Genomic DNA, 25,019 nt, shown 5'->3' with positions numbered 1-25,019 from the left:
AAACCTCTTAAGACAGAGAAAAATCAGTTAAAACCTTCAGCATAACTTAATCAGATTTAAATATTAAAAAAATAACATATGATTATAAAAACTAAAACCAGGATAAGCCTTATAATTTGCATTTTAGGAATTATCACTACCTGCTTTGGGACCTCAGTTAGTGAAAAAAGCTTCGAATTAACATCACCTAATGGTAAGTTAAAGGTCTTAATTAGGGTTGGCAAAAATATAAAATATTCATTGATCTTTTCAGATAAATTACTATTAGAAAATAATGAACTGAAGCTTGTATTGAAGGATAAAGTACTTGGCGAAGCTCCAATTATCAAATCTCAAAAAATGGGAGAATTTAATGAAGTTTTAACTCCCGTAGTACCACTTAAGTTTTCTAAAATTACAGATCATTATAATAATCTATATTTAGAGTTTGAGAAAGACTTTGGGGTAGAATTTAGAACATATGATGATGGATTTGCTTATAGGTTTATAACAAAAATTCCAGGAGAAATAGAAATTATAGATGAGTGTTTTTCGGTTAATTTCCCAGATGAATATAAGCTTCATTTACAGCAAACACCTTCTTTTAAGACAAATTATGAATATCCTTATACCCATTTAGGATCAAGTAAATTTGATGAAGAAAATAAAATGTCTACGTTGCCGGTATTGGTAGAAACAAAGAATAAATATAAAATTCTGATATCAGAATCTAATTTATTCGATTATCCCGCCATGTTTATTAGGGGAAAAAATACAAACGGAGTTCAATCGATTTTCCCAAAAAATCCAATAGAGTTTGAGCCTAATAATGATAGAAGTTTAAAGATCATAAAGGAAGCAGATTATATAGCTAAAACAGATGGTAATAGAAACTTTCCCTGGAGATATTTTATGGTATCTGAAAATGATGGAGACCTCCTTGAAAATACATTAACATATCAGTTAGCACCGAAAAGTAAAATAAAAGACCCATCCTGGATAAAACCGGGTCAGGTAAGCTGGGAGTGGTGGAATGGAGCTTCTGCATATAATGTGGATTTTGTATCTGGATATAATGAAGAGACTTATAAGTACTATATAGATTTTGCCTCAGAATTTGGTATTTCTTATATAATAATGGATGAAGGTTGGGCAAAGAGTACTACAAATCCATATACACCAAATCCAGATATAGATTTATTCGAGCTAATTAAATATGGGAAAGAGCGTAATGTCGATATTGTTTTATGGCTACCATGGTTAACCGTAGAAAATAACTTTGAGTTATTTAAAACCTTTAAAGAATGGGGGATAGCAGGTATAAAAATCGATTTTATGGATCGTAGCGATCAATGGATGGTTAATTTCTACGAGAGAGTAGCAAAGGAAGCAGCAAAGCATAAATTATTTATTGATTTTCATGGAGCATTTAAGCCTGCTGGTTTAGAACGAGCTTATCCAAACATTTTAACCTACGAAGGGGTTTTGGGAATGGAACAAATGAGCAGGGCGACCCCTGATAATAGTATTTACTTACCATTTATGCGAAATGCAGTTGGTTCTATGGACTATACACCTGGAGCAATGTTAAGTATGCAGCCTGAAATTTATCATAGCAAACGTCCTAATTCTGCCGGTATTGGCACTAGAGCTTATCAAATGGCGTTGTTTGTAATTTTTGAAAGTGGGCTTCAGATGTTGGCTGATAGTCCTTCAAATTATTATCGTGAGCGTGAATGTACAGAGTATATAACTAATGTGCCGGTGACCTGGGATGAAACTCTTTCTTTAGATTCTAAATTAGGAGAATATGTGATCATTGCAAAGCGCAAGGGAGAAGATTGGTACATCGGGGCGATGACCAATAATAATGAAAGTTCGAGGCTTATTGAAGTATCCTTGGATTTCCTATATGGCGAGGACACTTATGAAATGGAATACTTTGAAGATGGAGTAAACGCCGCAAAGCAGGCCATGGATTATCGTCATTCTAAAAAAGTAGTAAAAAAGACCGATAAGTTAAATATTAAAATGGTTAGAAATGGAGGTTTTGCAGGAGTATTAAAGAAAATACACTGAATATTTTAATAATTGAGATGGAATAGGTCATTTTTAGTTTAGAACACCTAAAATTATAATTTTAACTATTAATGCACTTAATTAGGTATTGAGATTTAAAAATTTTATTCTTTATATGAAATTAGTAGTGATTCTTGCTTTTATTATAACCTTGATTTCTTGTAAAGAGAAAAAATCAACTTTTTTCGAACATTCTCCGAAAATTGAAAAAATATCTTTGAAAACCCCATTTAATATGCCGAAAATTAAGGTTCCAAATTTTTCAAATTGCGAGCGTTTTGTCATAACGGACTTTGGAGCAAAAGGGGATAAAGAAACTACTTCTAAGGCTATCAAAATGGCTATAGAAAAAGCAAATAAACAAGGTTGTGGAGTTGTAGTTATTCCAAATGGAGAATGGTTGACGAAGAAAATTCACTTGAAAAGTAATGTAAATCTCCATTTAGAAGATAGCGCAAAATTGATATTTTCTGAAGATCCGGAAGATTACTTACCTGAGGTATTCACTACTTGGGAGGGGATGGAATGCTATAATTACTCTCCATTAATTTATGCTTTGGAATGCCAAAATATAGCTATAACGGGTAAAGGTAAATTACATGCTAAAATGGACGTCTGGAAAACTTGGTTTTCCAGACCAGAGGCACATTTAAACAGTCTGAAGCGTTTATATAATTTAGCATCATTTGACAAGCCTGTTAAAGAAAGACAAATGGTAAATGATACTTCACATTTTAGACCTCAATTTATACAATTCAATAGAAGTGAAAATATTCTTCTTGAAGGGGTGACCATTGTAAACAGTCCTTTCTGGACTATTCACCCCTATTTGTCTAAAAATGTGGTAATTAGGGATGTTAAAGTTAAAGCTCACGGACATAATAATGATGGGGTAGATCCAGAAATGAGTCAGAATGTACTAATTGAAAACTGTATCTTCGATCAGGGCGATGATGCGATTGCTATTAAATCGGGAAGGAATCAAGATGCCTGGCGTCTAAATACGCCATCAAAAAATATTGTAATGAGAAATTGTGTCATGAAAAATGGGCACCAGTTAGTAGCCATTGGTAGTGAATTATCGGGAGGTGTGAAAAATATTTTAATTTCTGACTGCGAGGTGATTTCAGGGGCATCGATGTTTCATCTTGTTTATATTAAGACTAATGAACGTCGAGGAGGCTTTGTAAGTAATATTCATGTGAATAATATAAAATCTGGAAGTATCAAAAAAGGAATTTTGGGTATTGAAACGGATGTCCTATATCAGTGGCGAGATCTAGTACCTACAATCGAAAAAAAACTTACTCCAATTAAAAATATATATATAAATAATATACACGCTTCAAAAGCAGAATATGTAACCCTTATTAAAGGACAGAAAGATCTAGCAATTGAAAATGTAAAAATTTTAAATGTAGAAGTAGACACAATTCTAAGTAAAAAATACATTAATAGTAATATCAATGGATTTTATGTACAATAAATTGCTAGTTGTGTTATAAAATTGCACAATTAGGGGTATTTCTGATTTAAGTAATGAAGGAAATCCATTTTTGATGAAAAATCGAATACTCATTCAATTCGGAAAATTGATCACTCTACTATTCACTTTTAGATCGATATGTCGTTCACCATTTGCTTCGTTGAGATCAATCAACAGCCGTTTATCTTTAGCCATGGAAAACTTATCATATGCGACGACAAAACTCGCTTTTGCTCCACCAGTTATTTTAGTAGGTATTTGGTGGGAGTATATAGGTTTTTTCAGAACACTTTGCATGGATTTTTTCTTTCCCCTTTGCTTCGTTTGTACATAGAGTTTCAGAAAATTAAGATCATAGTCCAGAGTAGAGGTATTGCTTAATTGAAATTTAAAATACAGCTGATGATCCCTAAACACAATATTTTGAAGTTCCAGTTTGATGCCATACTTACTTTTTTTCTTTTTTCGAATATGCTCCTGACTATTTAAAATCGTAATACAAGTAGATTGATAATCAGTACTATCTATTTTATTTATAAGAGAATCACTTGTAATATTCTGATTCTTTTGCTGTTCCGATACTTCTGTTTGATAGTGTTCGTTTCCAATACTTGATTCCGCACTCAAAAAATAAGTGAGTTTGGAGAGTTCTTTTCTATACTTTAGGATATAGCTATATATGGAACCATCATTGCAGATCACCAGTAAATTGGTAAGTGTACCGGGACTGGCCTGTAAAAGTCCAAGATTTTGCTGCTGATCACGATTAAATGTAAAAGCAAAATTTTCAGCTCCGGTAATTCCCTGACGAATTGGTTTTGGAAAAAACAAGGCTACATTATAGGTTTCGTTAGCATAAAGGGTATCCAGTGCTTTTGAAGTTTCTGCTTGAATACTTCCATAGAAAAGGATAAGAAAAAGAGTAAGTACAGTTTTCATGGTTTTAAATTTTAGAAGGTTTTAAAAGAAGTTTATAGTTATTGCTAATGGTGACTTTGATATTGCGGTGATTTTTTCTGAAAATCCGTTGAAGACCACTGACCTGTGGAACTCCTGTTATTTGAATATCATCAACGACATCTCCAATGACTTCCTGGCTTGCTTCGGCCTGAAAGCTATTTTGGATATAAATACCAGCATTACCGTCACTCTGATCATAAGCCATTAAAGCTATAGGTTCATGGTTGATTCGTGAGATATCAATGAGCACGCGATTAGGTTGAAATCGTACAAACCCGAATAGTTTGGTGTTTTTAGGATATCGATGACCATTGATACTACAATCTTTACGTAATCGCAGTTGCAAGCGATAACCGGATCGAACGACCTGATGCCCATCAACAACAGCTGGAATAACAGAGTCTGTAAAAGTATTATGGAGTAATTGCTTTTCGGAATGTGCCGCAAAAAACAATTGATGATCTAATGCCCGCTCTTTTATATTAAAATGATTTTTAAAAGAGTGAGAAGATCTGGTTAAGCTAGGATTTAAATGATTTGCTGAACTATTCCCGACCGCTGTTTTTTTTGAGCTTTGCGTATGTGGCGGTGGATTGGGTAGTAAACTATCCTGCATGGGAATGGAGGGATTAATCCCACTGGATGGACTTCTATTATTCAGGCTATCTTTATCATATTCCTGGTAAATACTAGGCGCGGTTCGCTCTTTTGTTTCTTCCAGATTATTGAGTGCTTCTAATTTGGAAGTATAGGTTATGGGCTCTTCAGAGAGTTCGGGGATACCCGTGCGTTGAAGGTTTATATCTTCCTGCCCATCATCAAGATACCAAAAGATGGCGCCGACAATAAAGGCAATTACAATTACCGTAAGAGCGATAAAAACAATACTGTTTTTAGGTATTTTCATGATTTTTAATTTTAATCAGTTACTTTTTGAAGGGAGTTTTCGTAAAAGTCAGTGATCAGCATTCCATGCGGATTTTTAGGAAAATACCGTTCTACCCGGAGTATTTTTCCGGAAGTAATAAGCTCATAGGTATCCGTAATTCCCCCACGGTTAATTTTAAAAATTGTGGTGGTTCGAAACGGAATAGGAAGGTTTTGTAAATCAATTTCACTTTGTACCCGAGTAACCTGTTGTACTAAGGAGTATTGTAGCAAGCGATTATAAACACCATCAGCCTTTTTTTGTTGGTATAAATCACTTACACTTTGATCCCCGAGCCATAAGGCTTTTTCAATGTGTTTTTCGTAGGTTCCTGATTCCAGATCGTAAAAATACCGATGGAAATTGTCCAAATGCGACAATACTTCCACATCCAGATGGTCTTTTTTGTTTTCCCAAGTTAAGGGGAGTACATTGCCATTGGCATCAACAGCAAATGCATTATTTAATGCTTCATTATGGATGGAATAGGTTAGCCATGCGGAGTAGCTAATCGCAAGGAATGCACCAATGCTTATACTTATGGAGACCAGACGGTTTAATTTTAGTATTGCAAAAATATCAGTATAAGGTGTTTTCATAATTTAATGGATTAGAGATGAATATTACCCGATAATCGGGAATTGATACGCTTAAGCGCTACCTGAATTAGAAAGGTTAATCAACTATTTCATGAGGTAAATAAGCGAAGACTAAAACTGGTCGCTTTTTTATAGAGTTTAAACTTCAGGAATACAATAAAGCCTATGGAACCTGCTTCAATAATGATGTTGATTAGTGGATTATCCATCGTTATACCGAGAAGCTCATTCCAGAAATTTGCATTGATTTGGGTATAAAGTGTATTGATGAAAATGTTAACTAGGAAAAATGCCGGAACCAGCATGTAAACAGCGGTGTAGAGTCTAAAGAACTGGTACGCCATAGATCGGAATTTATCGAAGACCGAAAGGCTGATGATCAGTGGGAAAAATGCTTGCATCAGTCCTAATAAAAAATAGCGCTCGGCCAGAAATAATGGATAGATAAATAGATCCAGAATCCATAAAAACAGACCCGCCATAAAGGAAATCATTTTGATTCCGTAAAGTGGAGTAACCAAAACATCGTATAAGGTTGCCAGTGCCTTTTGCGCTACCTCTATACCTCCGGCAATACCGGTATATTCTGGTTCCAGTTCCATTTCCTGTAGCTGAAGAGGAAGCAACGGAGGTGCTGTATCCCGATAGTCCTCTTCAATAGCAACAAGAATAGTGTCAAAGAAGCCCAAAAGCTGCGTGGAAAACACAACGATTAAGATAACGGCAAAATTTTTGACTAATGCCCCGGGGCTGAGTCCCCAGGTATATCCTTCACGGTCAGCAATTCCCTCATTGTATTTTTTCAGAATGTTCACTAGAAATAATACAACACCAAGTCCTTTTATTCCGGTGATGGTATACTGAGAGAAGTCACTGTCTTTAATAATCTGAAAGACACTATCTACGTATTCCAGACCAATACTATAAGCAAGCAAAGCATTCATCAAAATTCATTTTCGCGGTTATTGATTTTATCCTGCATCTCCCGGAAGGAGATGATGTCCCGGTATCTTTTTGTTTTCTGATTGATTTCCATTACCATTTTCCGGGAGGCCTCTTTTTTCTCCTGAAGGATTTTAGCCCGTTCTGCATCGCTCATTTTGAGATAATCACTAGATAAAATACTTTCCATATAACTAAGATCTTCAAGGCTGGTTTCAATGATGCGATTAAAAGCATCACTGACCCTTTCGATTTCTGAAGGTCGGATATAGGGAGAGGCTAAGATTTCCCGAAGATCATCACGAACCATCCGGTATAGGCGCTGGTTATTTTCGGTAATTTCCTGAACGGCATGTAATTGTTTGACAACATTGGTTACCTTTTCCAGATTTTCTTTTTGCTCCTTTAAGAAGTTTACGGTCTGTACTAAATTGGATGTTTGTTTGGCTGATTCGATCAATTGTTGCGCCAAGCTGATAAAGTTGGTATTGTCATAGACCGGCATTCCCTGAGCTTGTATGTTTCCCGGAATTAGTATTAGAAATGAGATTATGGTAATACATAAAAGGTGCTGTTTAGCGGTAAGTAAAGTTTTCATAAGCTGTAAGTTTTATGGATTTAAAAATTCTTTTATAGCCGCTTCCATATCATTGGTTTTATTGTAATTGGCCATTATCGCTTCGTTTTCGGCACCATCGGTGAGGTAAGCGGCATAAACTTCGGGAGGTACTTCCAAACGAAAGATGTTACTTTCTTTTCCAATCTTAATGAAGATCTCGGTATACTTTCGCGACCCCGAGAAATTGTTACGGATGGATCGCAGTTGCGTTAGATCATGATCGGATAACTTCAATCTCGAGGCGAGTTCATCGTATCCTTTCTCATTGTTGAGACTATAAATGACCTGCGTATTTTCAAGAATACTGGCAGCCGTTGTATTTCCTGGGAGTTGATTGATCGATTGGAGGATGATACCGATGGCACCGTTTTGTTTACGAATGGCCTGATAATAGAATTCAACGCTTTCGAGTACATTATCAAATTTGAGTTGCTTAGCGAATTCATCAAACAAAATAATTCCACGTTCGGATCGGTTTCTCCAAATCGTTCGCTGTACCGCTGTTTTGATAAGCTTTAGCATTACCGAAAGAATTTCTTTGTTATCACGAACTTCATCAAGTTCAAAAATTATTAAGCGTTTATCTTCCAGTTTATAGGTTTGATCTTCCTGATTTTCAAATAGGAAACTATAGATCCCGTTCTCCACATACTCAGACATAACATGAAGAAAATCAGATCGGTTAAAGTATTCCATTTTGATTCCCAGTGCTGCAGGTAGTGATTCCCCGGAGTCATCAATGAAATGATAGAAGCCGGCTAAAGAAGGAATCCCGGATTCTTGTTGGTAATAGGCTTTTAAGATCTTTTTGAGTGCTACAGATTGCGCTTTTTCAATCCTGGTGCCGGGAGCGAGGAGCTCAAATATAAATATGGCCAGATCTTCAAGCCGTTCGGTAGTGAGATCTTTAGCTGTAGCGATATAGAAAGGATTGATCCCAAGACTTTCTCCCTCATGATATCGCATTACGGTATATTGCCCGGGATAGAGCTTGGCAAGCTTTGTATAGGAACCTCCAAGATCGATAATTACCAGACGAATTCCCTGCTCAAAATACTGACGAAGTATATTATTGGCTAAAAAAGATTTCCCTTCCCCGGTCGGGGCGAAAATGGCAAAATTACGAGCTTTTATTCGTTTCTTTCGTTCATCCCAAACATCCTTAAATACGGGTATATTATAAGCCCTGTCATTAAAAATGATGCCTTGTGGATCAGATCGGTATGAGGTGTTATTGATTAAAAGACATAAAGCATGTTTAAGTTCACTTACATAAAGATCGTGGTCTTTGAAATTAGTAGCATGAGCCCAGTAGCTGTTAAGGATATAATGCTTTAAAGCTTCCCCTTTCGGAGCATAGGGTATAATATCCAACTCCTTAAATTCCGAATTGATTTTTGAGGCAATGTTCGAGAGCCGGTATGGCTTTTTTGTCCAGTATATAATATTTAAATGCCCTCTTATAAATCGGGACTGCTCATCATCGTTAATGCGGTCTAGGATTTCCTGTATTTTACCTAAAATGATTTTGTTTTGGGAACCAAAATTGACACTTTTTTTCAATGCCTCAATTTTTTGTTCCAGGATCCGGCGCCATTTGTATTTATCATCAAGGATCATAATCTGATTAATCATATGATTTTCGTGAAGGGCGAGACCAAGACCATCAATAAATCCCATTTGAAAGCTAAAGGTGTCGGAAGTAAAAGCTTCATTGATTTTACTGGTATGCAGCTGATCGCCAAAACACAATTCATTATTGATGGCCATAGCACCATAATGATGTTCTCCAACACTTACACCATCACGATGCAGTAACATATCTGTTTTATGATCTTCGTGATATCCATTAAAATAATCTTCTGTAAGTTGGAGCGATTGCTCAGGAGACAATGGACTTAAGCTAATTTTTCGACTATTGTTTAGGAAGGAAACCGCATCTGATACACTGCTTACAAATTGATCTACACGCTCGGATATGCGTTTGGGAATTGTGGTATTCAGCTTTTTGAACGGATTGACAAACCGAGTACTTTGAATGGATTTACCGGCTGGAAGGACAAAAAATAAATGACACTCATGATAGAGATATTCCCTTCCCTTAAAATAGGTATAAGTTGCTTTTTCTAAAAAGCGCTGTTTTGGAAGGGCCGAAGCGGAATATTCCTTTTTGTGATAGGTGTCTTGCTTGTGAACAAGGCATCCGGAAGGCAATGATTTTAGGGATTGAAACCAGCTCGAATGCAGCTTTTCAAAATCTTTTTCAGAAAGAGAATAGATTTCCGGTAGATGTACACTGTAGCCTAAAATCACGTTACCGTTATTGGCATAAGCTAAATTACCATCCATATGGATTAGCGGATGATATTTTGAAAATTCAAGTCTTTTCATAAGTTATTCCTGAATAAAATTTATTGGTGATATGCTTTGGAAATCGTCCCTTTGGTGCGAATGAAAGAGGACGGTTGCTCATTCGCAGTAATAGGATGTATAATCCAAGGTTCCATAGTAATGCGCTAGCAATAATTGTCATGCTAAAAGCAAAAATGATGATCAAAAGGGAGCCGATTACCGATACCATACATAGAGCGAATAGGGGTATCGGTAATCCAAAAATAATGGCACCCTTACGGATATTGCGGTAGGTGTCAAAAGAAGTCATATTCTTTTCTTTAAACCACAATACCAAGGATATAGGAGAAGATTCCTACCACGGCTCCGGCAATAAGTACAAATACCAATACCCGGGTAATCCCTTTTTTAATATCCGAGTTCTCTCCAAAGAAATGACCGGCATTAAAAAGAAAGCCTACTAAAAAGATCACTGCCAAAATAATAGGAAATACACTTCGGATCGTACTGGCGATATCATTTACGGAATCTTCAATACCCCCAATCTGAGCAAAAAGTGGCGTCGCAAAAACGCTTAACATTAAAGTAAGTACAATTGATTTTCTCATAACATAATGATTTAGAATTTGTTATGATAAAGTTATAGTTTTAAGGATGTAAAATACTGTAAATCAATAATTTGTGAATAAAATAAAGTTTAGTATCAGATGATAGATTTTAGTGCTAATTGTCAATAAATACTATGATCAGAACCAATGATCTGTTGATAACTTATTAAATGGAATATATCGGAGGTCTCAAAAACGTCAATGTATCGTTCATTTACCTAAAGTTTATTTTTAAAATCCCCGAAAATATACTTCAAAAACATACGCAACTTTTTCATTATCAGTGTATCTATATAGAAACCAATACTAGTCATTATGAAAAAAGTTTACGAATTAATTTTGTTGCTATTCATTGTTGCTTCCTGCAGTACGAATCCTGAAAATGACAATAGTTTTTCCTTTTCTAATGGGAATACCTCGGAATACGACGAAATGGGAGAGTTTCAAACTAGAGATCAATATGAAGAATATGTAGAGAATCCATTTGTATATACGTCAGAAGCTCCAATTTCCACATTCTCCATTGATGCCGATGGTGCTTCCTATGGGAATATGAGAAGATTTATAATGCAGGAAAATATGTTACCTCCAAGAGGAGCCATTCGTACAGAGGAGTTTATTAATTATTTTAACCTGGATTACGACTTTAATGGAGGCGAACATCCCATTAGTTTAAATGGGGAGCTTAGTGGAAATCCATGGAATAGTGAAAACAAATTGATTAGAATTGGAATAAAAGGTAAAACAATACCTGAAAGTGAAGATGTACCATCAAACTTTGTCTTTCTTATTGATGTCTCAGGATCGATGGCCAGTGAAGACAAGCTGGAACTTTTAAAGAATGGTTTTAAATATTTCGTTGATGGATTAGGGGCAGAGGATCGTATAGCAATAGTGACTTATGCCGGTAGTGCCGGAGTCTTATTAGCATCAACTTCCGGGACAGAAAAAAACACTATCAAAAATGCAATCGATCAATTAGGTGCGGGAGGAAGTACAGCCGGAGCAGCAGGAATTTCTACTGCATACGAGATCGCACAGGAAAATTTTATCGAAAATGGCAATAACCGAATTATTCTGGGAACTGATGGCGACTTTAATGTGGGAATAAGTAACCGAGAGGAACTCATAGCGCTTATAGAAGAGAAAAGAGTTTCCAAAATATTTCTAACCGTCTTGGGAGTAGGTCGGGGGAATTTAAACGATGCTGCCCTGGAGCAGATTGCCAACCATGGAAATGGAAATTATGAATATATCGATAATCCGGAGCAATTACGGAAAGTCTTTATTTACGATTATAGTAAATTTTATACCATAGCCAAAGATGTTAAAGTTCAGGTAGCTTTTAATCCTGAAGTAGTGGAAGCTTATCGCTTAATTGGATATGAAAACAGAATTTTAGATACAGAAGATTTTGAAGATGATACGGAAGATGCCGGGGAGATCGGTGCAGGGCTAAATATCACTGCACTCTATGAAATTGTTCCTGTTGGTAATGTTTCTGAAAACCTTTCAGCTTTTACAGTAGATTTTCGATATAAGTTACCGGATAGCGATGTTAGCGTTCCTATTCAGTTAGAAATTTTTGATGAAGCAAAAAGTTTTTCTGAGTCATCTGATTTTATGAAGTTTACCGCCGGTATTTCAGCATTCTCGATGCTCCTTTCTGATTCCGAATATAAAGGGACAAGTAGTTATGATCAGGTATTGGAATGGATCAACAGTACCAATTTACGAGATGAACATGGCTTTAAAGCGGAGTTTAAAGAAATAGTCGCAAAGGCCAAAGATTTGTGATTATTTAATAGTAATGATAGTTATATACCGGATAATAAAAGGAATGTGCCGAAAGCATATTCCTTTTATTTTCTTTTGTCTCCGGTGTGTTTCTGAAAGGCGATGAGATTAAACATTTCTTTCATTCGGCTTCGTACTCGTATACCATAACGCGATTCTAATTCTTCAGCGTTGAGGTTAGTGGTAGCATGTGTTTTAAAGGATCCTTTACTTAGGTTATGACGTTCATATCGGGAGAGTAAAACCTCGCCCATGACATTACAATCTTTTCCGTAAAATCTTCCGGGAAGTTCCACTCCAAGATCATCAAAACAATAGTAGCCTGAATTCCCATAATCTTCAATAGTTTTATAACCGATATGGTTGAATCCGAAGCTTACATTACGGCATGGAATCATTTCGTAAAAACGCCGCTGTGGATCCAGGTGTCGTAATAATTTCATGAGACTGGTTTTACCACAGCCTACAGGTCCGGAAAGTAATATTCCTTTATTGATATCAATATCATATTTCGCACAGGTGGTTGCATCCCTAATCATGTAGGAACACAATTGTAATAGTATTTTTCGATCGTTACTGAATAGCTCAAAATGTGATCCAAACAGTAATTTTCCTTTGGCTTCCAGGTAAACCAGAATTTTAGAAAAATCATAGTGTACACAGCAGCCATCAAATCTTCCGAGGGAATAGGTGACGCCACCTTCAACAATTTTAGAGGGGTTGTCCATAATCTTTATCGTTAGTTGTTTTTAAGTAGTCTATATCCTTTTCAGATTTGGGATGCCTGATCTTGTTTTTCTTTTCAAAAGCATGTTGTGTATCGATCCATTTTTTCGCGAGTGATTTCCAGTTCTTAATGGCTAGACCATCACCGGTAACCCAATTTTGTCCATGATAGTGATCAAAAAAATGATTGGCACTGGATTTTTTTGATTTTAAATTTTTAAAAAATAAAATAACCTCCTGCCGGTTTGGTGTTTTAATGTTTATAGGTTTATTATGTTTTATATTAGATACGCATGCTTGTTCGCTCACGGGATACTTCCGATCGTCGAGCTGTTCAGTGGTGGGATGGTAGCGTTCGGCAATCTGTTCTAATTTGGGATCGTAACCGGATGCTAATTCCTGCTCGGTATTGTCAAGAAGTTGCATCCGAATTCTACTGCCTTTAAACGGATTGAAAGAAGGGTAATATATTAGATATCCCCAGTCGTGTAGTTGTACAATACAACGATGGTATGTTGAAGTAGAACCGATCTTGGAAATTTTCATAAGCAAATGCCTATCAGCATAAAATTCAATGGCAAAACGACTTATATTCCATTCCTGAAAAAGAGCCATGTATAAACTAACATGGGACGGACTTAGCCGGCTATCTTTGTAAAACTGCTCATAGGCCGCGGTCAGTAGTTTGATATAATTGCGCATTAAAGTTTCATTTTATGATGAATACTGTTTTGATCTAAAACTTTTTGAATCTGCCGGGTATCGTAATAAATAATGCCTCCCATTTTAGTATAAGGCAGGGTACCGTTAATTCTTAAGTTTTGAAGTGTTCCCGGACTGATTTGAAGCATATCCATAACTTCTGCAGATTTTAAATAGCGTTTTACTTTATTCTTAGATTGTGAGGTGAGCAGTTTTTTAATGTCTTCGAGTAGCTCTACTTTAAATTCTCTTAAATCGTCGGTTGTAATAATTGTACTTGGCATAATAAATTGGTTTTAAAAAAAAGGACTATCAAGGTTGATTGTTTTTAAATGATAGCCCTTTCCATGATTTGACTTTCGTTCTGTAAAATTGGTGGACTTTGATGGTCTTTTTTCGGTAGGAGCTTCGTAGTACGATAAACTTTAACTTTTGATAGGATTTAGCTTGTTATGACCTGATTTAAATATTGGGAAGGAAGAATAAGAGGGAGCTAAGGCGCGAAATAGGAAAAAATTTTACGAGAAATGAACTTTTCGTAGTACGAGTTAACTACGAATATCTATTTTTTATCGTCTTCTCGCATTTTAGCGTCCATGATTGCGGCAAGCGAATGAAGATATTTGGTACGAGGATCTTTACGGGATTTTATTTCGCCGTATGTTTTGTAGAAATTATCGATCTTGATATTAAAGAAATCTTCAAAAGCCGCAAAAAGCGTTTTTAGATCTACGGTTCCATGATTGATGTCTCCATTGAAATAAAAAGAATAGATCATTTCGACCAAATTGGTTTTGGTACCGGACCAAATTAAAAGATTAGGTTTTCGTTCCCTGAAATTACTGCTGCTTCCCGGTTCTATTCTTTCCAGTTTTTCCCGAATATAATGAATGTAACGGTACAGCGCCTGTACCTGAGACCAAAGCAAATCATGAGAGGTGGAGAATTCCGGGTATTGGTAGTAGAAAATATTGGGGTTAAACGAGAAATCTCTTTTCCCGTGACGACTAAAGAACATATGATCAAGATACGTATGTCCCTGTTCCATATAACTTACAAAACTGTTATTCTCCGAAAAGAATTGATTGATCTTTTTCATTTCTTTCTCGAGAAATCGCACCTTATTAGAAATACCGATTTTTGGTAGTTTAATCTCACAATGACGTACCTGAGAGAAGTAGATATGGTAACTCATTGGGAGAGGTTTGATATTTCTGAAGAAGTCTATTTCTGACTGGGGATCTTCAAAATCATTCTTATCCACGTGTTTTTGAAGTTTAGTAAGCGTTTTTACCGAGAGCTGAATTCCGGATTCAGCCTTTTTAAGATCGGAATCTCCGGAATGAATCAGACTATCGATGTTTTCGCTAAAAGTCGACATAATGTTCTCGATCATGGGGTGCGTATTTAAGGATAACAAATAGTGACGTTGTTGTGCTAGTTTCAAATTTGAATCGTATAAGTAATCTGGATCAAAGAAAATTTAATGCGTTTGGGAAATATAGACTTCTAATCTGTTCTTAACCATTCCAAGGACTCCATGGCAAAATTGTCCTTTGCTTGTAGATATGCACATTTCTCAATGATCTTTGCGCCAAGCTTCCGTTTTTCAAAACCCGCCGTAAGTCCGAAATCGACCCGTTTATAATCTAGAGCTTTCGATCTTTTAATAGTATGATAGAGTAAGTGTCTATAGATGTTGTATCGATATGCGAATGTGTAATCCATACCAATAATTGCAGGCGTATAAATCCCACTTTTGTTTTTATAACAAAACATTACTCCTACTAAATTTTGATCGGGCTCTTTTAAAGAAATCAATATAAATTCCCATTGAGGAGCGTCCTTCATATGGGTAAATAAACTAAAGGGATAAGTAAAAGTATTTAAACCCAAATTTTGATTCTTTACCGACTGGTATAACTTGTAGCATTGTAGCAGTTCTATATTATTGATAGATTGCCTGTAATCTATTTTTAAATCATTTTCAAAAGCAAGAATTTCTTTTCTAAAATGCTTACGTGATCGTTTACTTAAAATTTGAATATATTCCTTTTGATCTTTCCATTCGAACGTATCGAAAACCGCAGATTCTGGCATGGCAACCTGAATAAAACCTTTTTTATGTAGGTATAGTTTGATTTCGGTATCCTTTTGATCAAAATCGCGCAGAATGACATAATCTGGATTCAATTTTTTGTCAAGAATTTCTATTTGTTCCAGTAGGAGATCAAAAGCCTGTTTCCAAAGCATGTGATCCCTATCGAGAAATAGATGGTTACCTTCGGTGACCATGGATCCCATACAAAGGCAATAACTTGTGTGATAGTAAGGATTTGACTTTCTTTCCTTTTCTATTCTTACGGAAACAGAGCTTGGAGCCAGCATATCTTCTTTCCACAACCCATAAGTAAAAAAAGTAGAAAGAATACATTTATCATTTTGGTCCAAGATATTGAAATAAAAAAATTGAAGTTGATGTTCAGGTGTTTTTTCATGCTTAAAGATTTTTTCTAAAGTCACCAGACCATCCCAGTCATAAAAGCTATTATTTCCAACTCGCTCATTCCAAAAGCTTGGAGATATTTCTTCAATAGAATTATATTTTTTAAGACTTAATTTTTTATCTAGTTGTTTAGATTTTTCAGAGCCTTTGATCGTCCGACCAAATGCTGCAGATACCCGGTTAATATTAGTCCCCGTATCATGTAAAGCTTTAGGATATTCTTTTTGTAATGTCTTTACAAAATCCTCGATATCCTTTTGTTGATTATGTCTCGATATACTAATGCGTAATCCGGTATTTTTGATTGGAACAGCAGGAAAAATTCCAAGATTGGTATAAAAGCCTTTGGCTATTAATCGTTTAATAAGATTAAAACCAGTCTCTGGCATACCCGTTCCTATGTAGAATATCGGAGAATCGTTATGTGTAATTAATGGAAGCCTAGTGTTTTTTAGGCATTGATCCATAAATGAAATACGATCATAAAGTTCCTTTTGTAATTGATAGATTTCGGGAGATAAATGAATTTTCGCAGAAGCTATTGCAGCACCAACGGCGGCTGGATCTAGTTGAATAGAAAACGTAAGTGGTCCTCCAAAATTTTTAATTCTTTCCTGAATCTTTTGATCTTTACAAACCATAACTGCACCACTAGCTCCAAAAGTTTTGCTTAGTGTGGAAATGAGAATTACTTTTTCTGGTAATTCTTTGAGAATACTCATCACATAACCACTACCGTTAGCACCTTTCCAACTCATTCCATGGACATCATCAAAGTATAAATAAAGTTGACTATATCGTTTGGCTAGTCCTATTAAATCTTCGATAGGTGCATAATCTCCGTACATCGAATACATCCCATCAGCCATAAACCAAATTTTGTTGCATTTCGATTGTAATTTTTTCAATTTTTCTTCCAGCATGTCAAGGTTATTATGGCGAATCATTTCGACTGGAACTGAACGTAGTTTTAGTGGCTGTATGGCACTTTGAACACTCCAGTGTACCTGATGGTCTAAGATAATTCCATCGCCATCATTCACAACAGAGGGAATAACACCTAAATGTCCTAGAGTACTGTTCTTGGTCACCACGACGAAATGATCATTATATATTTTGGACAGTAAGGTCTCTAGTTCGCGGTATAAAGGATGAGAAACATAAGATTTAGACATTGGGAATTCTGTTCCGTAGGCTTGTATGGCTTGAATAGCGCCTTGTTTTAAACGCTCATCCTGTTCTAACCCCAGATAACCTGTAGTTCCAAAATTGAACAAATCCTTTCCATCAATTTGAAGTTTTCTTCCATTGATAGAATTTCCATCAGCATACAGATGAAGAGCGCCGGATTCTTTGGCACTTGTCATCACCGAGATTACGGTGTTTAGGATATTATTGTACTTAATTTTCGCCATTTGTTATCATTTAAACTCCTATCAAGCTAAAAAAACAACCGCTTTGTTTTAAGAAGAAACATTAAAATGGTCTACGAGTCAAATCATGAAATTTAAAGTCAAATAGGCGTATTTACTGGTATTTTCTATGAATTATTGTAATCTATTGATTGTAATGTTAAATTAAGGTTATGAAAATTTTTCCTATTTTTAGAATAGAAATAGGGATACAAATGTTTAAAGGAGAAGATTATGCACACTTCTGGGTCGAGGAGGGTATTCTTAATTTTATATATAAACCCAATATAATTCTCGATATCAATGAAGCTCGGGCTGTGGTAAAAGCCAGATTACGACTTCAGCAAGGAAAAGTATACCCCATTTTATGCGACATAAGACAGCTTAAAACTTCTAGTAAGGCAGCAAGGGAATATCTCGCTGTTGATGGATGCCTGAATGCATTAGCGGTTGCCTTTGTTATAGAAGAAAGCTATTTTGGAACCATGATGTCGGCATTTAGGGAGATTAGTAAGCCTAATGTCCCCATTGAGACTTTTACAACCACTTCAGAAGCCTTAAACTTTTTGAAGCAATTTGAATAACCTTATAACCCACCAAGTTATGAATACCCCAACTTTCAAAGCCAGGGTACAGGAGATTCTGAATTTTATTACAGAAATCACTCTTGGTACCTATACTTACACCTTGCCACTTAGAAATCAAAAGGATGAGCTCGAACAGATTGCAATTTCTCTCAATATTATGGTTGAAGAAATTAATACAGTAGTTCACCAAATCAATTTTGAAAAGAGTAAAGAAGCGATTGAAAATGTCATCATTAATCTGGATGAGAATTTACAGATCACATCATTCTCTGAAAATATTCGTAAAATCCTAATGTATAAAGAGGAACATCTTTTAGGAAAACCTTTGAAATTGATCCTAGGTGATCGGATTGGCCTAAATGAACAGATCGAGAAATTTATGACTGATGTAGGTCAATATCGCTTACCAATTAGCATTGAGCTAAAACATCATTGTGGATATTCATGGTCGGGATATGGCTATCTTCATCCTTTAATTTCAGGAGAACAAACAGGCTATTGTCTTTCCGTTTTTAAAGCAGTTTATTGTAATGAACGTTTAAAAAATGAGCTTAAAGACCGTAAGGAAGGACAAATAAGATATCCAAGTGAATATCGAAGTCTCCTTTTGAAAGATCAACGGGACTTAGTAAGAACATTACATGCCTATATTATTAAAAGATTGGATCGTCCACTTCCGAAACTGTCTTTGATAGCCAGAGAAGTAGGCGCTAGTGTGAGTAAAATGACCGTGATATTTAAGCGTACTTATGAAGAATCCATTAATGAATACCATCTAAGAAAACGACTGGAAAAGGCCTATGCTCTTATCCGAGATACTTCAATGTCCATAAGTGAAATCTCAGAAGAATGTGGCTTTTTGAGTTTAGCACATTTCTCAAGATCCTTCAAAAAGCATTATAGTGTGGCACCAAGTAAAATAAGAGCATTATAAATATTTAGCCTTAAGTTCAAATTGAAAATCGTTTCAGGCAAAAGCTTTTGGATCAATATGGTGAACTTTAAACCATAACTCCAAAAAATGCGAATGGGATGAATCAAATGAAATATAAATATCAAGGAAAGTTGAATGGGACTACAATAAACTTTTTTAAGCTTGGAATTGCCCTATACTTAATTCTACTATTCGCATATACCGGTTTTTCAAAACTTATAGATACTAATGCGCTTTTTACGACCTTAAGGAATGCACCGCTATTTTTTACAGAACATACCGCTGATATACTTTCCTGGTTAATCCCTTTGGGGGAAATTGGTATAGCCGGAGCAATCATATTTGAAGATTTTAGAAAAATCGGTCTTTTAAGTAGTGTAATACTCTTAAGCCTGTTCACTGCTTATACACTATGGATTGTTTTTATAAGCCCTTATGAACCCTGTACATGTGGAGGCATCCTAAGCCTTCTCAGCTGGAAGCAACACTTGCTGCTGAATACTATAAGTCTTGTATTAGCCACTACCGGATTATATTTCGAAAAGAATAAAAAGCTATAAAGAATTTATCGCGATGAAGACAGGAACGGAGGCCGAACACCTGTAAATAAAGTAGGCATTTTAATGAATTTAAATACTTAAATTATGAAAAGAAGTAAGTTAATATTACCGTTAATGGCGTTTATCTGTGCCATAGGAATGTCATTTACCACAGCTCAATATTCGCAGGAGGAACACGACTATGTTGATTTAGGAAATGGATCCTGGTTTGAAATTGATGAAGTAGATTGTGGAGAAGGAAGTGAAGAATGTAGAGTTCAAATAGGGGAGGATGGTCCAATCTATCAAGTCTATGACGAACAAGACAATACAACTTCGAAACAAGGTGATTCCGATGAACCTATTGTAATAGATCCAAGCTAATAGTTTGGAAAGTTTAATTGTAACAGCACATCGTGGATACACGATGTGCTTTTTTCAGATTTATTTTTGAGCCATTAAGAGTTCATATTTTGATTCTTCTTCCAAATATTGATTAGCGGTTTTTGTTAAATCTTCGATACATAGACTATTAATAAATTTTTGTACTTCCTCAGCTATTATTATTTGTTGATCGTTTAGATTTTTTAAGAACAAGTTTTCTAGTTCGCTTTTGGGATGATTTAGAATATTGGAGGAATATTTTTCACGGAATTGATTCTTTATCAACTCGAAAATGTCACTTGATATATTCCCTTTTTTTATGTCAGAAATGATTTCTTTAACTCTTTGTAGAATAAAATCAAGTTCTTTAGGTTCGCATACAAGTCTTAAATTTATCTCATATCTGTCCATCAGTTCATTATAGCCGCCTGCCACTCCATAAAAATATAGTGACAGCTTATTTTTAGTTCGTAAGTCATTTAGAATGCGATTGATTATTTTTCCTAAAATTTGTATTCTTAACTTTTCTTTCCAATTATTATTTTGATCCTTCTGACGTATGTATTTTAAATTGTAATAAACATTTTCTGTTGAATAGGAATCTGGTAAATCAATTCTCTCAAACAACGGAGCTTCAGGTAATTCGGGAATGAAAGTAGGACATGTGTTTTTTGCGGATCCTGACTGCTGAAGATTAGATAAGTTTCCAAGGTACTTATCTAAAAGTGGGAGAATACTCTCAATTTCGAAGTCACCTGTAAAAATGAATTCGAAATCTTCGGCATTCCCGAATATCTCTTTGTAAATATGAAATGATTGATCAGGATTTACCTTATGCATGGTATTGATTTTTTCAACTCCATATGGAAGAGCTGAATAATCTTCAGTAAGGTTTGCCATGGCATCTAATAAATCATTAATGCCATTTTTACTCCTATTTAAATATTTTAATTGATTCCTTTTCCAATTGTCAAACCCTATGATAGCCTGATTCGGTTTATTGAAAAACAAATATATAAGTTGTAGGAGTTTTTCAAATTCAGCTTTTGATACTTTTCCCTTAATTCCTGAGTTTTTCAGGTTGATATAAGGTGAAATTCCTAAATACATCGATTCTGTAGATTCAAAAAAGCGAGCTAAATTAACATTATTCAGGCTTCCAATTCCAGACTCTCTTATGAGGAAAGGTGCGTAAACCGCTGAATAATAGTGCTGTTCTTTAAAATATTCAGCTCCTTTCTTACTAAAGCCATGAAAAAAAATCTTACCATTTTCTTTCTCAGTTGGCGAAGGCATAAACGTGAGTTTTAGACCATTATTAAGACGATACCGTATAACTTTCTCAGCATTTGAATTCAGCTTTGTATATCCTTTTGAGATAAATGAATTTATTTCATCGGAAGACATGAGACTCAGGTTTTCCGCTTCCATTTTATATTTACCTATATTTTTGTCACTTGAGTTATTGATTATATTACGAAGATTCTTTTCGTTGAAAATCTCCATATTGTAGTCGGCAGGAAGCACAAGAGCTATATCCTTTGGACCTAATGATAAAGTTTGCCGAATTCTATTATTTAACTCTTTGGCCGAAAGGTCTTTTATATACCTTCTTGTAAGCTCTATTTTTTTTGGTGGTAAAATCTCATCTTTTAAGGCGTATTTTTGAATTTGCTCTAACCAATAATCTTTAGAATCCTTCAAGCCATTAGGTAATTGATCAAGCATTTCTTTTTTTATGAGCTCTAATTCCTCTTTCACAACACCATGAAGATGAAGTTGATTTACTAGTGAGAATGTTTCTTTAAGTGCATTCTGAAAATGATCATATTCAGAATTGATTGATAAACGGAATAAACCTGCATTTCTATCTACTTTCCGGGAAAGATTGAAATGGGCAGAGTATTTATTGTTAGTTCTTGAATTATTCTTCAACCGATCTCTTAGTAGACGAGCGAATAAATCATCTTTTATTGCATTGAAAAACTTTTCCTGCGGATTTAGTTCTACTGTACTCAAAGGATTTTGATAAAAGAAATTCATAGTAATTGGATTTCCTAAAACTTTTGATATTGAATCTTTAAAGGATGTTTCTACTGCAACAAATTTCGATGAATTAGCATAGTATTCTGAATCACAATTGTGAGAATTTAGTCTATTATCAGGGTTTTTTAATGGTGAAAAGACTGAAATAATTTCTCTTTCAATTTGATCAATATCCTCAAAGTTACCAGTAATAATAATAGACATTTGATCAGGACGGTACCACTCGTGATAAAATTGCTTTAGGTCATCTGAAGAAAACTGATTCATATGTTTTAAGAAGTTTTTCAAATTAGGATGGCAAGGGAAAAGCTGATGGGACAAAGATTTTTCATTCATATAATTTGTACGATTCCCATCTCCACCTCTATATTCTTGTATTAATACTCCTCTTTCCTGCTCCACAGTTCTTTTTGATATCATCAAACCATCGGCTATATCTTTAAACCATAAAAAAGCTGTGGTTATAGCTTCTTTCTGATCTGCTTGAGTATCAAAATTGTACGATGTCCAAATAGTGTTTGTATTTGCACCTATAGCATTGGCGTCTATTTCTATAGATTTTAAGAGTTTGTAATTACTTTTAATACCTTCATCAAAATTTTCGGTTGCTCGAAATGCTAAATGTTCAATCGCATGGGCAAAATTGGTTTCATCTGGTTTTTCATCTTTCCAACCTACTTTAACAATAAATCTTAGTTTTAATCCAGAATCAACGTTATTTAATGGCTTTAAATAATAGGAAAAACCATTATCCAGAACATTGTAATGGATACTTGTGTCTAGTTGAAGCGAATCTCTTTTGATATTTTCTATAACCTGAGAATATGAAGATTGAATAGAAAGTAAGCAGATAACAAACCATAGATATGTGTGAATTTTCATATTTATCGTCTAATATTAATAGCCTAGGTTTTGACTCAGATTTGGATTTTTCATACGTTCCTGTGAGGGAATAGGAAATAATAAATCCGTTTCTTCCCACTGTGAATGGGTGCCTAAAATATCTGTAGCTTTATCAGTTCTTTTTAAATCAAACCAGCGATGCCCCCATTCAGCAAATAATTCCTTTCTCCTTTCTGCCATGATAATTTCTAATACCTCGGAGTCATTAATATTTGGATTTATATCAGCAATTAAATCTAGTCCTGCTCTCTGGCGAATGATGTCTAAATCAGCTATAGCACCATTTCTGTTATTTGTATGTAATCGAGATTCTGCTCTTATCAGGTATTGTTCCGCAAGACGTAGTACCATAGAATATTCCGTAATTGGGAAGTCTCCGCTATTCCATATTTTGTATTTATATACAAAAAACTCTTGAAGAGATTCATTATACCCGATCCAATGCAATAATCTAAGGTCGTCATTAGTGAATCCTTGAAAAAAATCATCTTCAATGGCATTGCTAACAAAGAAGGGCAGTAGAGTGCTGTGAATAAATAGATTTCCTTCATTTGTTTGCGTGTTTCCTCCCCTTCCAATGGGAGAGAGTTGCCAAATCGCTTCCTTGCTATTGGCTAAAAAAACTTCATCTAAATTTTCTAAGAGTTCGAAATCCTGAGTATTAGCTATTACTTCGCTACTTAATTGGGAGGCCAACTCCCATTGTTCTTGATAAAGATAAAATCGTGCTAAAAAAGCTTTCACAGTGAATACATCCACTTGAATTCTTTCTTCTCTTGGATCTGTATCTGTTAATAATTCGGCAGACATCAATAGGTCGTCCAGAATCTGATTGTAAATTTGTTCCTTTTCCGTTCTTGATGCTAGTGCATTATTCGTGTAATCTGAGCTGAGTATCAATGGAACTTCACCATAGAGATTTACTAAATAGAAATAAGTGAAGGCGCGTATAAAACGTGATTCACCTTCTAATCTAAGTCTTAATTCTTCATCAATTTCTGTCGCTTCAGATAATCCCTCCAAAAATGAGTTCACCAAATAAATACTATTGTAAGCGCTAGACCATAAATTGTAATTATATTCATTGTCCGGTATAATTTCATTTTCTTCAAACTGTAACCGATCCAAATTTGTGGTTCTTATATTTTTGATGTTATCAGCAGATAAAGCGGTCAGGTACGTAATACTACTCGAAGAACCATTGATATATGAAGCCAGAAATAATTGATTGTAGATGCCGTTCATAGCACTGATAACCGTATTTTCATTCCGGAATACTTCTTCTCTTACCAACTTATTATCAGGAGGAGCTACTTCTACAAAATCTTCACAGGATACTAGAAATAAAACCGCAGATAGCGTTAAGATATTTTTTATATATAAATTTATTTTCATGATTTCTTTTTAAAATTTGATTTGAGCACCACCACTGATACTTCTTAAACTTCCAATTTCGATTCCTGATAATGAAAGTTGAGGATCTATTCCCTCATAAGGAGTGATGGTAAATAAGTTTTGACCGTGAATAAAAAGTCTTAAGGCATCTATACCTATGTTATCTAAAAAAGCCTTAGGTAAATCATATCCAAAGGATATTGTCTGTAGGCGAATAAAAGACGCATCCTGAACAGGAAAATTTGTGTTAAGGACATTTGTGAATGCATTTCCCGCCTGGGAAGATTGAGAAATGGTTTGAAAAGTACTTTCTCCATTTAATTTGGCTAAAACAGTCCTTAAGGGATTAGAAGCCCTTCCAGCATTAAAAAGGGAATGTAAACCAGATTTTTTTTCAAATCGAAATAAAAACTGAAGACTAAAATTTTTAAATTTTAAATTGTTATTGATTCCCCCATAAAATTCACTATTTCGATCGATAATTACTATTCTATCCTCATAATCGAAGCTTCCATTGGATGAGCCGGCCATAGTGA

The 25,019-nt window shown here is 35.1% G+C and carries 21 protein-coding genes and 1 pseudogene; 7 read left to right on the top strand and 15 right to left on the bottom strand.

Annotated elements, in window-relative coordinates; all coding sequences use genetic code 11:
* Window positions 1-78: 78 nt before the first annotated feature.
* Window positions 79-2,058 (top strand): glycoside hydrolase family 97 protein, encoded by a 1,980-nt coding sequence (locus tag IIF7_RS06240; RefSeq protein ID WP_084840831.1) that lies wholly within the window; start codon window positions 79-81, stop codon window positions 2,056-2,058.
* Window positions 2,059-2,173: 115 nt separating this feature from the next.
* Entirely contained in the window at window positions 2,174-3,544 is a 1,371-nt protein-coding gene (locus tag IIF7_RS06235) for a glycoside hydrolase family 28 protein (protein ID WP_084840830.1), read from the top strand.
* A gap of 93 nt (window positions 3,545-3,637) precedes the next feature.
* On the opposite strand, the gene IIF7_RS06230 is transcribed toward IIF7_RS06235, so the two are convergent.
* From IIF7_RS06230 to IIF7_RS06195, 7 genes are all read right to left on the bottom strand, one after another.
* Window positions 3,638-4,483, bottom strand: a complete 846-nt coding sequence (locus IIF7_RS06230; protein WP_084840829.1) for a DUF4138 domain-containing protein — start codon at window positions 4,481-4,483, stop codon at window positions 3,638-3,640.
* 4 nt (window positions 4,484-4,487) lie between these two features.
* Window positions 4,488-5,411, bottom strand: a complete 924-nt coding sequence (gene traM / locus IIF7_RS06225; RefSeq protein WP_084840828.1) for a conjugative transposon protein TraM — start codon at window positions 5,409-5,411, stop codon at window positions 4,488-4,490.
* Window positions 5,412-5,422: 11 nt separating this feature from the next.
* Window positions 5,423-6,031: a conjugal transfer protein TraK gene (locus IIF7_RS06220; RefSeq protein WP_084840827.1), complete on the bottom strand. Its 609-nt coding sequence runs from the start codon at window positions 6,029-6,031 to the stop codon at window positions 5,423-5,425.
* Between the two features lie 89 nt (window positions 6,032-6,120).
* Window positions 6,121-6,975 carry a hypothetical protein gene (locus IIF7_RS06215; protein ID WP_084840826.1) on the bottom strand — a complete coding sequence of 285 codons (855 nt, stop codon included), beginning with the start codon at window positions 6,973-6,975 and terminating at the stop codon, window positions 6,121-6,123.
* Window positions 6,975-7,571, bottom strand: a complete 597-nt coding sequence (locus tag IIF7_RS06210; RefSeq protein WP_084840825.1) for a conjugal transfer protein — start codon at window positions 7,569-7,571, stop codon at window positions 6,975-6,977. The genes IIF7_RS06215 and IIF7_RS06210 overlap by 1 nt, the downstream gene beginning before the upstream one ends.
* 12 nt (window positions 7,572-7,583) lie before the next feature.
* Entirely contained in the window at window positions 7,584-9,983 is a 2,400-nt protein-coding gene (locus tag IIF7_RS06205) for a TraG family conjugative transposon ATPase (protein WP_084840824.1), read from the bottom strand.
* Between the two features lie 281 nt (window positions 9,984-10,264).
* Window positions 10,265-10,552, bottom strand: coding sequence for a hypothetical protein (locus IIF7_RS06195; RefSeq protein ID WP_084840822.1), 288 nt, complete (start codon window positions 10,550-10,552; stop codon window positions 10,265-10,267).
* 315 nt (window positions 10,553-10,867) lie between these two features.
* Between IIF7_RS06195 and IIF7_RS06190 the strand changes: the two genes are divergently transcribed.
* Complete coding sequence (locus IIF7_RS06190) at window positions 10,868-12,349, top strand: vWA domain-containing protein (protein WP_084840821.1); 1,482 nt, start codon at window positions 10,868-10,870, stop codon at window positions 12,347-12,349.
* A 65-nt stretch (window positions 12,350-12,414) separates the two neighbouring features.
* Here the strand turns inward: IIF7_RS06190 and IIF7_RS06185 are convergent, their stop codons facing one another.
* From IIF7_RS06185 to IIF7_RS06165, 5 genes are all read right to left on the bottom strand, one after another.
* Window positions 12,415-13,077, bottom strand: a complete 663-nt coding sequence (locus IIF7_RS06185; protein WP_084840820.1) for a P-loop NTPase family protein — start codon at window positions 13,075-13,077, stop codon at window positions 12,415-12,417.
* On the bottom strand, window positions 13,061-13,777 hold the full coding sequence (locus tag IIF7_RS06180; protein ID WP_084840819.1) for a hypothetical protein: 717 nt from the start codon (window positions 13,775-13,777) through the stop codon (window positions 13,061-13,063). Before IIF7_RS06180 ends, IIF7_RS06185 begins: the two co-directional genes overlap by 17 nt.
* Window positions 13,777-14,061 carry a helix-turn-helix domain-containing protein gene (locus IIF7_RS06175; protein WP_084840818.1) on the bottom strand — a complete coding sequence of 95 codons (285 nt, stop codon included), beginning with the start codon at window positions 14,059-14,061 and terminating at the stop codon, window positions 13,777-13,779. The genes IIF7_RS06180 and IIF7_RS06175 overlap by 1 nt, the downstream gene beginning before the upstream one ends.
* 278 nt (window positions 14,062-14,339) lie before the next feature.
* Window positions 14,340-15,173, bottom strand: coding sequence for an RteC domain-containing protein (locus IIF7_RS06170; protein ID WP_176218908.1), 834 nt, complete (start codon window positions 15,171-15,173; stop codon window positions 14,340-14,342).
* 113 nt (window positions 15,174-15,286) lie between these two features.
* Window positions 15,287-17,698 carry an aminotransferase class I/II-fold pyridoxal phosphate-dependent enzyme gene (locus tag IIF7_RS06165; RefSeq protein ID WP_084840817.1) on the bottom strand — a complete coding sequence of 804 codons (2,412 nt, stop codon included), beginning with the start codon at window positions 17,696-17,698 and terminating at the stop codon, window positions 15,287-15,289.
* Between the two features lie 170 nt (window positions 17,699-17,868).
* Between IIF7_RS06165 and IIF7_RS06160 the strand changes: the two genes are divergently transcribed.
* The 4 genes from IIF7_RS06160 to IIF7_RS06145 all read left to right on the top strand — a co-directional run bounded on the left by IIF7_RS06160 (window position 17,869) and on the right by IIF7_RS06145 (window position 20,139).
* Window positions 17,869-18,279 carry a DUF7793 family protein gene (locus IIF7_RS06160; RefSeq protein WP_084840816.1) on the top strand — a complete coding sequence of 137 codons (411 nt, stop codon included), beginning with the start codon at window positions 17,869-17,871 and terminating at the stop codon, window positions 18,277-18,279.
* Between the two features lie 19 nt (window positions 18,280-18,298).
* Window positions 18,299-19,216: an AraC family transcriptional regulator gene (locus IIF7_RS06155; protein ID WP_139801278.1), complete on the top strand. Its 918-nt coding sequence runs from the start codon at window positions 18,299-18,301 to the stop codon at window positions 19,214-19,216.
* A gap of 98 nt (window positions 19,217-19,314) precedes the next feature.
* Complete coding sequence (locus tag IIF7_RS06150; protein ID WP_084840814.1) at window positions 19,315-19,776, top strand: MauE/DoxX family redox-associated membrane protein; 462 nt, start codon at window positions 19,315-19,317, stop codon at window positions 19,774-19,776.
* A gap of 84 nt (window positions 19,777-19,860) precedes the next feature.
* A complete protein-coding gene (locus IIF7_RS06145; RefSeq protein WP_084840813.1) occupies window positions 19,861-20,139 on the top strand; it encodes a DUF6520 family protein in 279 nt (92 codons plus the stop codon).
* 60 nt (window positions 20,140-20,199) lie between these two features.
* Here the strand turns inward: IIF7_RS06145 and IIF7_RS06140 are convergent, their stop codons facing one another.
* From IIF7_RS06140 to IIF7_RS20815, 3 genes and pseudogenes are all read right to left on the bottom strand, one after another.
* The gene (locus tag IIF7_RS06140) at window positions 20,200-23,067 is read right to left on the bottom strand and encodes a M16 family metallopeptidase (protein ID WP_084840812.1); all 2,868 of its coding nucleotides are present in this window, start codon (window positions 23,065-23,067) and stop codon (window positions 20,200-20,202) included.
* Window positions 23,068-23,082: 15 nt separating this feature from the next.
* Window positions 23,083-24,483 carry a RagB/SusD family nutrient uptake outer membrane protein gene (locus tag IIF7_RS06135; protein WP_084840811.1) on the bottom strand — a complete coding sequence of 467 codons (1,401 nt, stop codon included), beginning with the start codon at window positions 24,481-24,483 and terminating at the stop codon, window positions 23,083-23,085.
* Between the two features lie 9 nt (window positions 24,484-24,492).
* Window positions 24,493-25,019, bottom strand: a pseudogene (locus IIF7_RS20815) (SusC/RagA family TonB-linked outer membrane protein); the annotation flags it as partial.

This window comes from Zunongwangia atlantica 22II14-10F7, assembly GCF_002094855.1.
In the GTDB taxonomy this organism is placed as follows: domain Bacteria; phylum Bacteroidota; class Bacteroidia; order Flavobacteriales; family Flavobacteriaceae; genus Zunongwangia; species Zunongwangia atlantica.
Note: the sequence above shows the minus strand (reverse complement) of the source record. Positions and strands in the feature narration are given on the sequence as shown.

Bases quoted from the DNA above. Each gene is read 5' to 3' on its own strand.
- IIF7_RS06190 (WP_084840821.1), top strand. From the start codon at position 10,868: ATGAAAAAAGTTTACGAATTAATTTTGTTGCTATTCATTGTTGCTTCC.
- IIF7_RS06185 (WP_084840820.1), bottom strand. From the start codon at position 13,077: ATGGACAACCCCTCTAAAATTGTTGAAGGTGGCGTCACCTATTCCCTC.
- IIF7_RS06135 (WP_084840811.1), bottom strand. From the start codon at position 24,483: ATGAAAATAAATTTATATATAAAAAATATCTTAACGCTATCTGCGGTT.
- IIF7_RS06170 (WP_176218908.1), bottom strand. From the start codon at position 15,173: ATGATCGAGAACATTATGTCGACTTTTAGCGAAAACATCGATAGTCTG.
- IIF7_RS06155 (WP_139801278.1), top strand. From the start codon at position 18,299: ATGAATACCCCAACTTTCAAAGCCAGGGTACAGGAGATTCTGAATTTT.
- IIF7_RS06195 (WP_084840822.1), bottom strand. From the start codon at position 10,552: ATGAGAAAATCAATTGTACTTACTTTAATGTTAAGCGTTTTTGCGACG.
- IIF7_RS06180 (WP_084840819.1), bottom strand. From the start codon at position 13,777: ATGCGCAATTATATCAAACTACTGACCGCGGCCTATGAGCAGTTTTAC.
- IIF7_RS06165 (WP_084840817.1), bottom strand. From the start codon at position 17,698: ATGGCGAAAATTAAGTACAATAATATCCTAAACACCGTAATCTCGGTG.
- IIF7_RS06140 (WP_084840812.1), bottom strand. From the start codon at position 23,067: ATGAAAATTCACACATATCTATGGTTTGTTATCTGCTTACTTTCTATT.
- IIF7_RS06205 (WP_084840824.1), bottom strand. From the start codon at position 9,983: ATGAAAAGACTTGAATTTTCAAAATATCATCCGCTAATCCATATGGAT.
- IIF7_RS06240 (WP_084840831.1), top strand. From the start codon at position 79: ATGATTATAAAAACTAAAACCAGGATAAGCCTTATAATTTGCATTTTA.
- IIF7_RS06175 (WP_084840818.1), bottom strand. From the start codon at position 14,061: ATGCCAAGTACAATTATTACAACCGACGATTTAAGAGAATTTAAAGTA.
- IIF7_RS06220 (WP_084840827.1), bottom strand. From the start codon at position 6,031: ATGAAAACACCTTATACTGATATTTTTGCAATACTAAAATTAAACCGT.
- IIF7_RS06235 (WP_084840830.1), top strand. From the start codon at position 2,174: ATGAAATTAGTAGTGATTCTTGCTTTTATTATAACCTTGATTTCTTGT.
- IIF7_RS06215 (WP_084840826.1), bottom strand. From the start codon at position 6,975: ATGAATGCTTTGCTTGCTTATAGTATTGGTCTGGAATACGTAGATAGT.
- IIF7_RS06230 (WP_084840829.1), bottom strand. From the start codon at position 4,483: ATGAAAACTGTACTTACTCTTTTTCTTATCCTTTTCTATGGAAGTATT.
- traM (WP_084840828.1), bottom strand. From the start codon at position 5,411: ATGAAAATACCTAAAAACAGTATTGTTTTTATCGCTCTTACGGTAATT.
- IIF7_RS06145 (WP_084840813.1), top strand. From the start codon at position 19,861: ATGAAAAGAAGTAAGTTAATATTACCGTTAATGGCGTTTATCTGTGCC.
- IIF7_RS06150 (WP_084840814.1), top strand. From the start codon at position 19,315: ATGAATCAAATGAAATATAAATATCAAGGAAAGTTGAATGGGACTACA.
- IIF7_RS06210 (WP_084840825.1), bottom strand. From the start codon at position 7,571: ATGAAAACTTTACTTACCGCTAAACAGCACCTTTTATGTATTACCATA.
- IIF7_RS06160 (WP_084840816.1), top strand. From the start codon at position 17,869: ATGAAAATTTTTCCTATTTTTAGAATAGAAATAGGGATACAAATGTTT.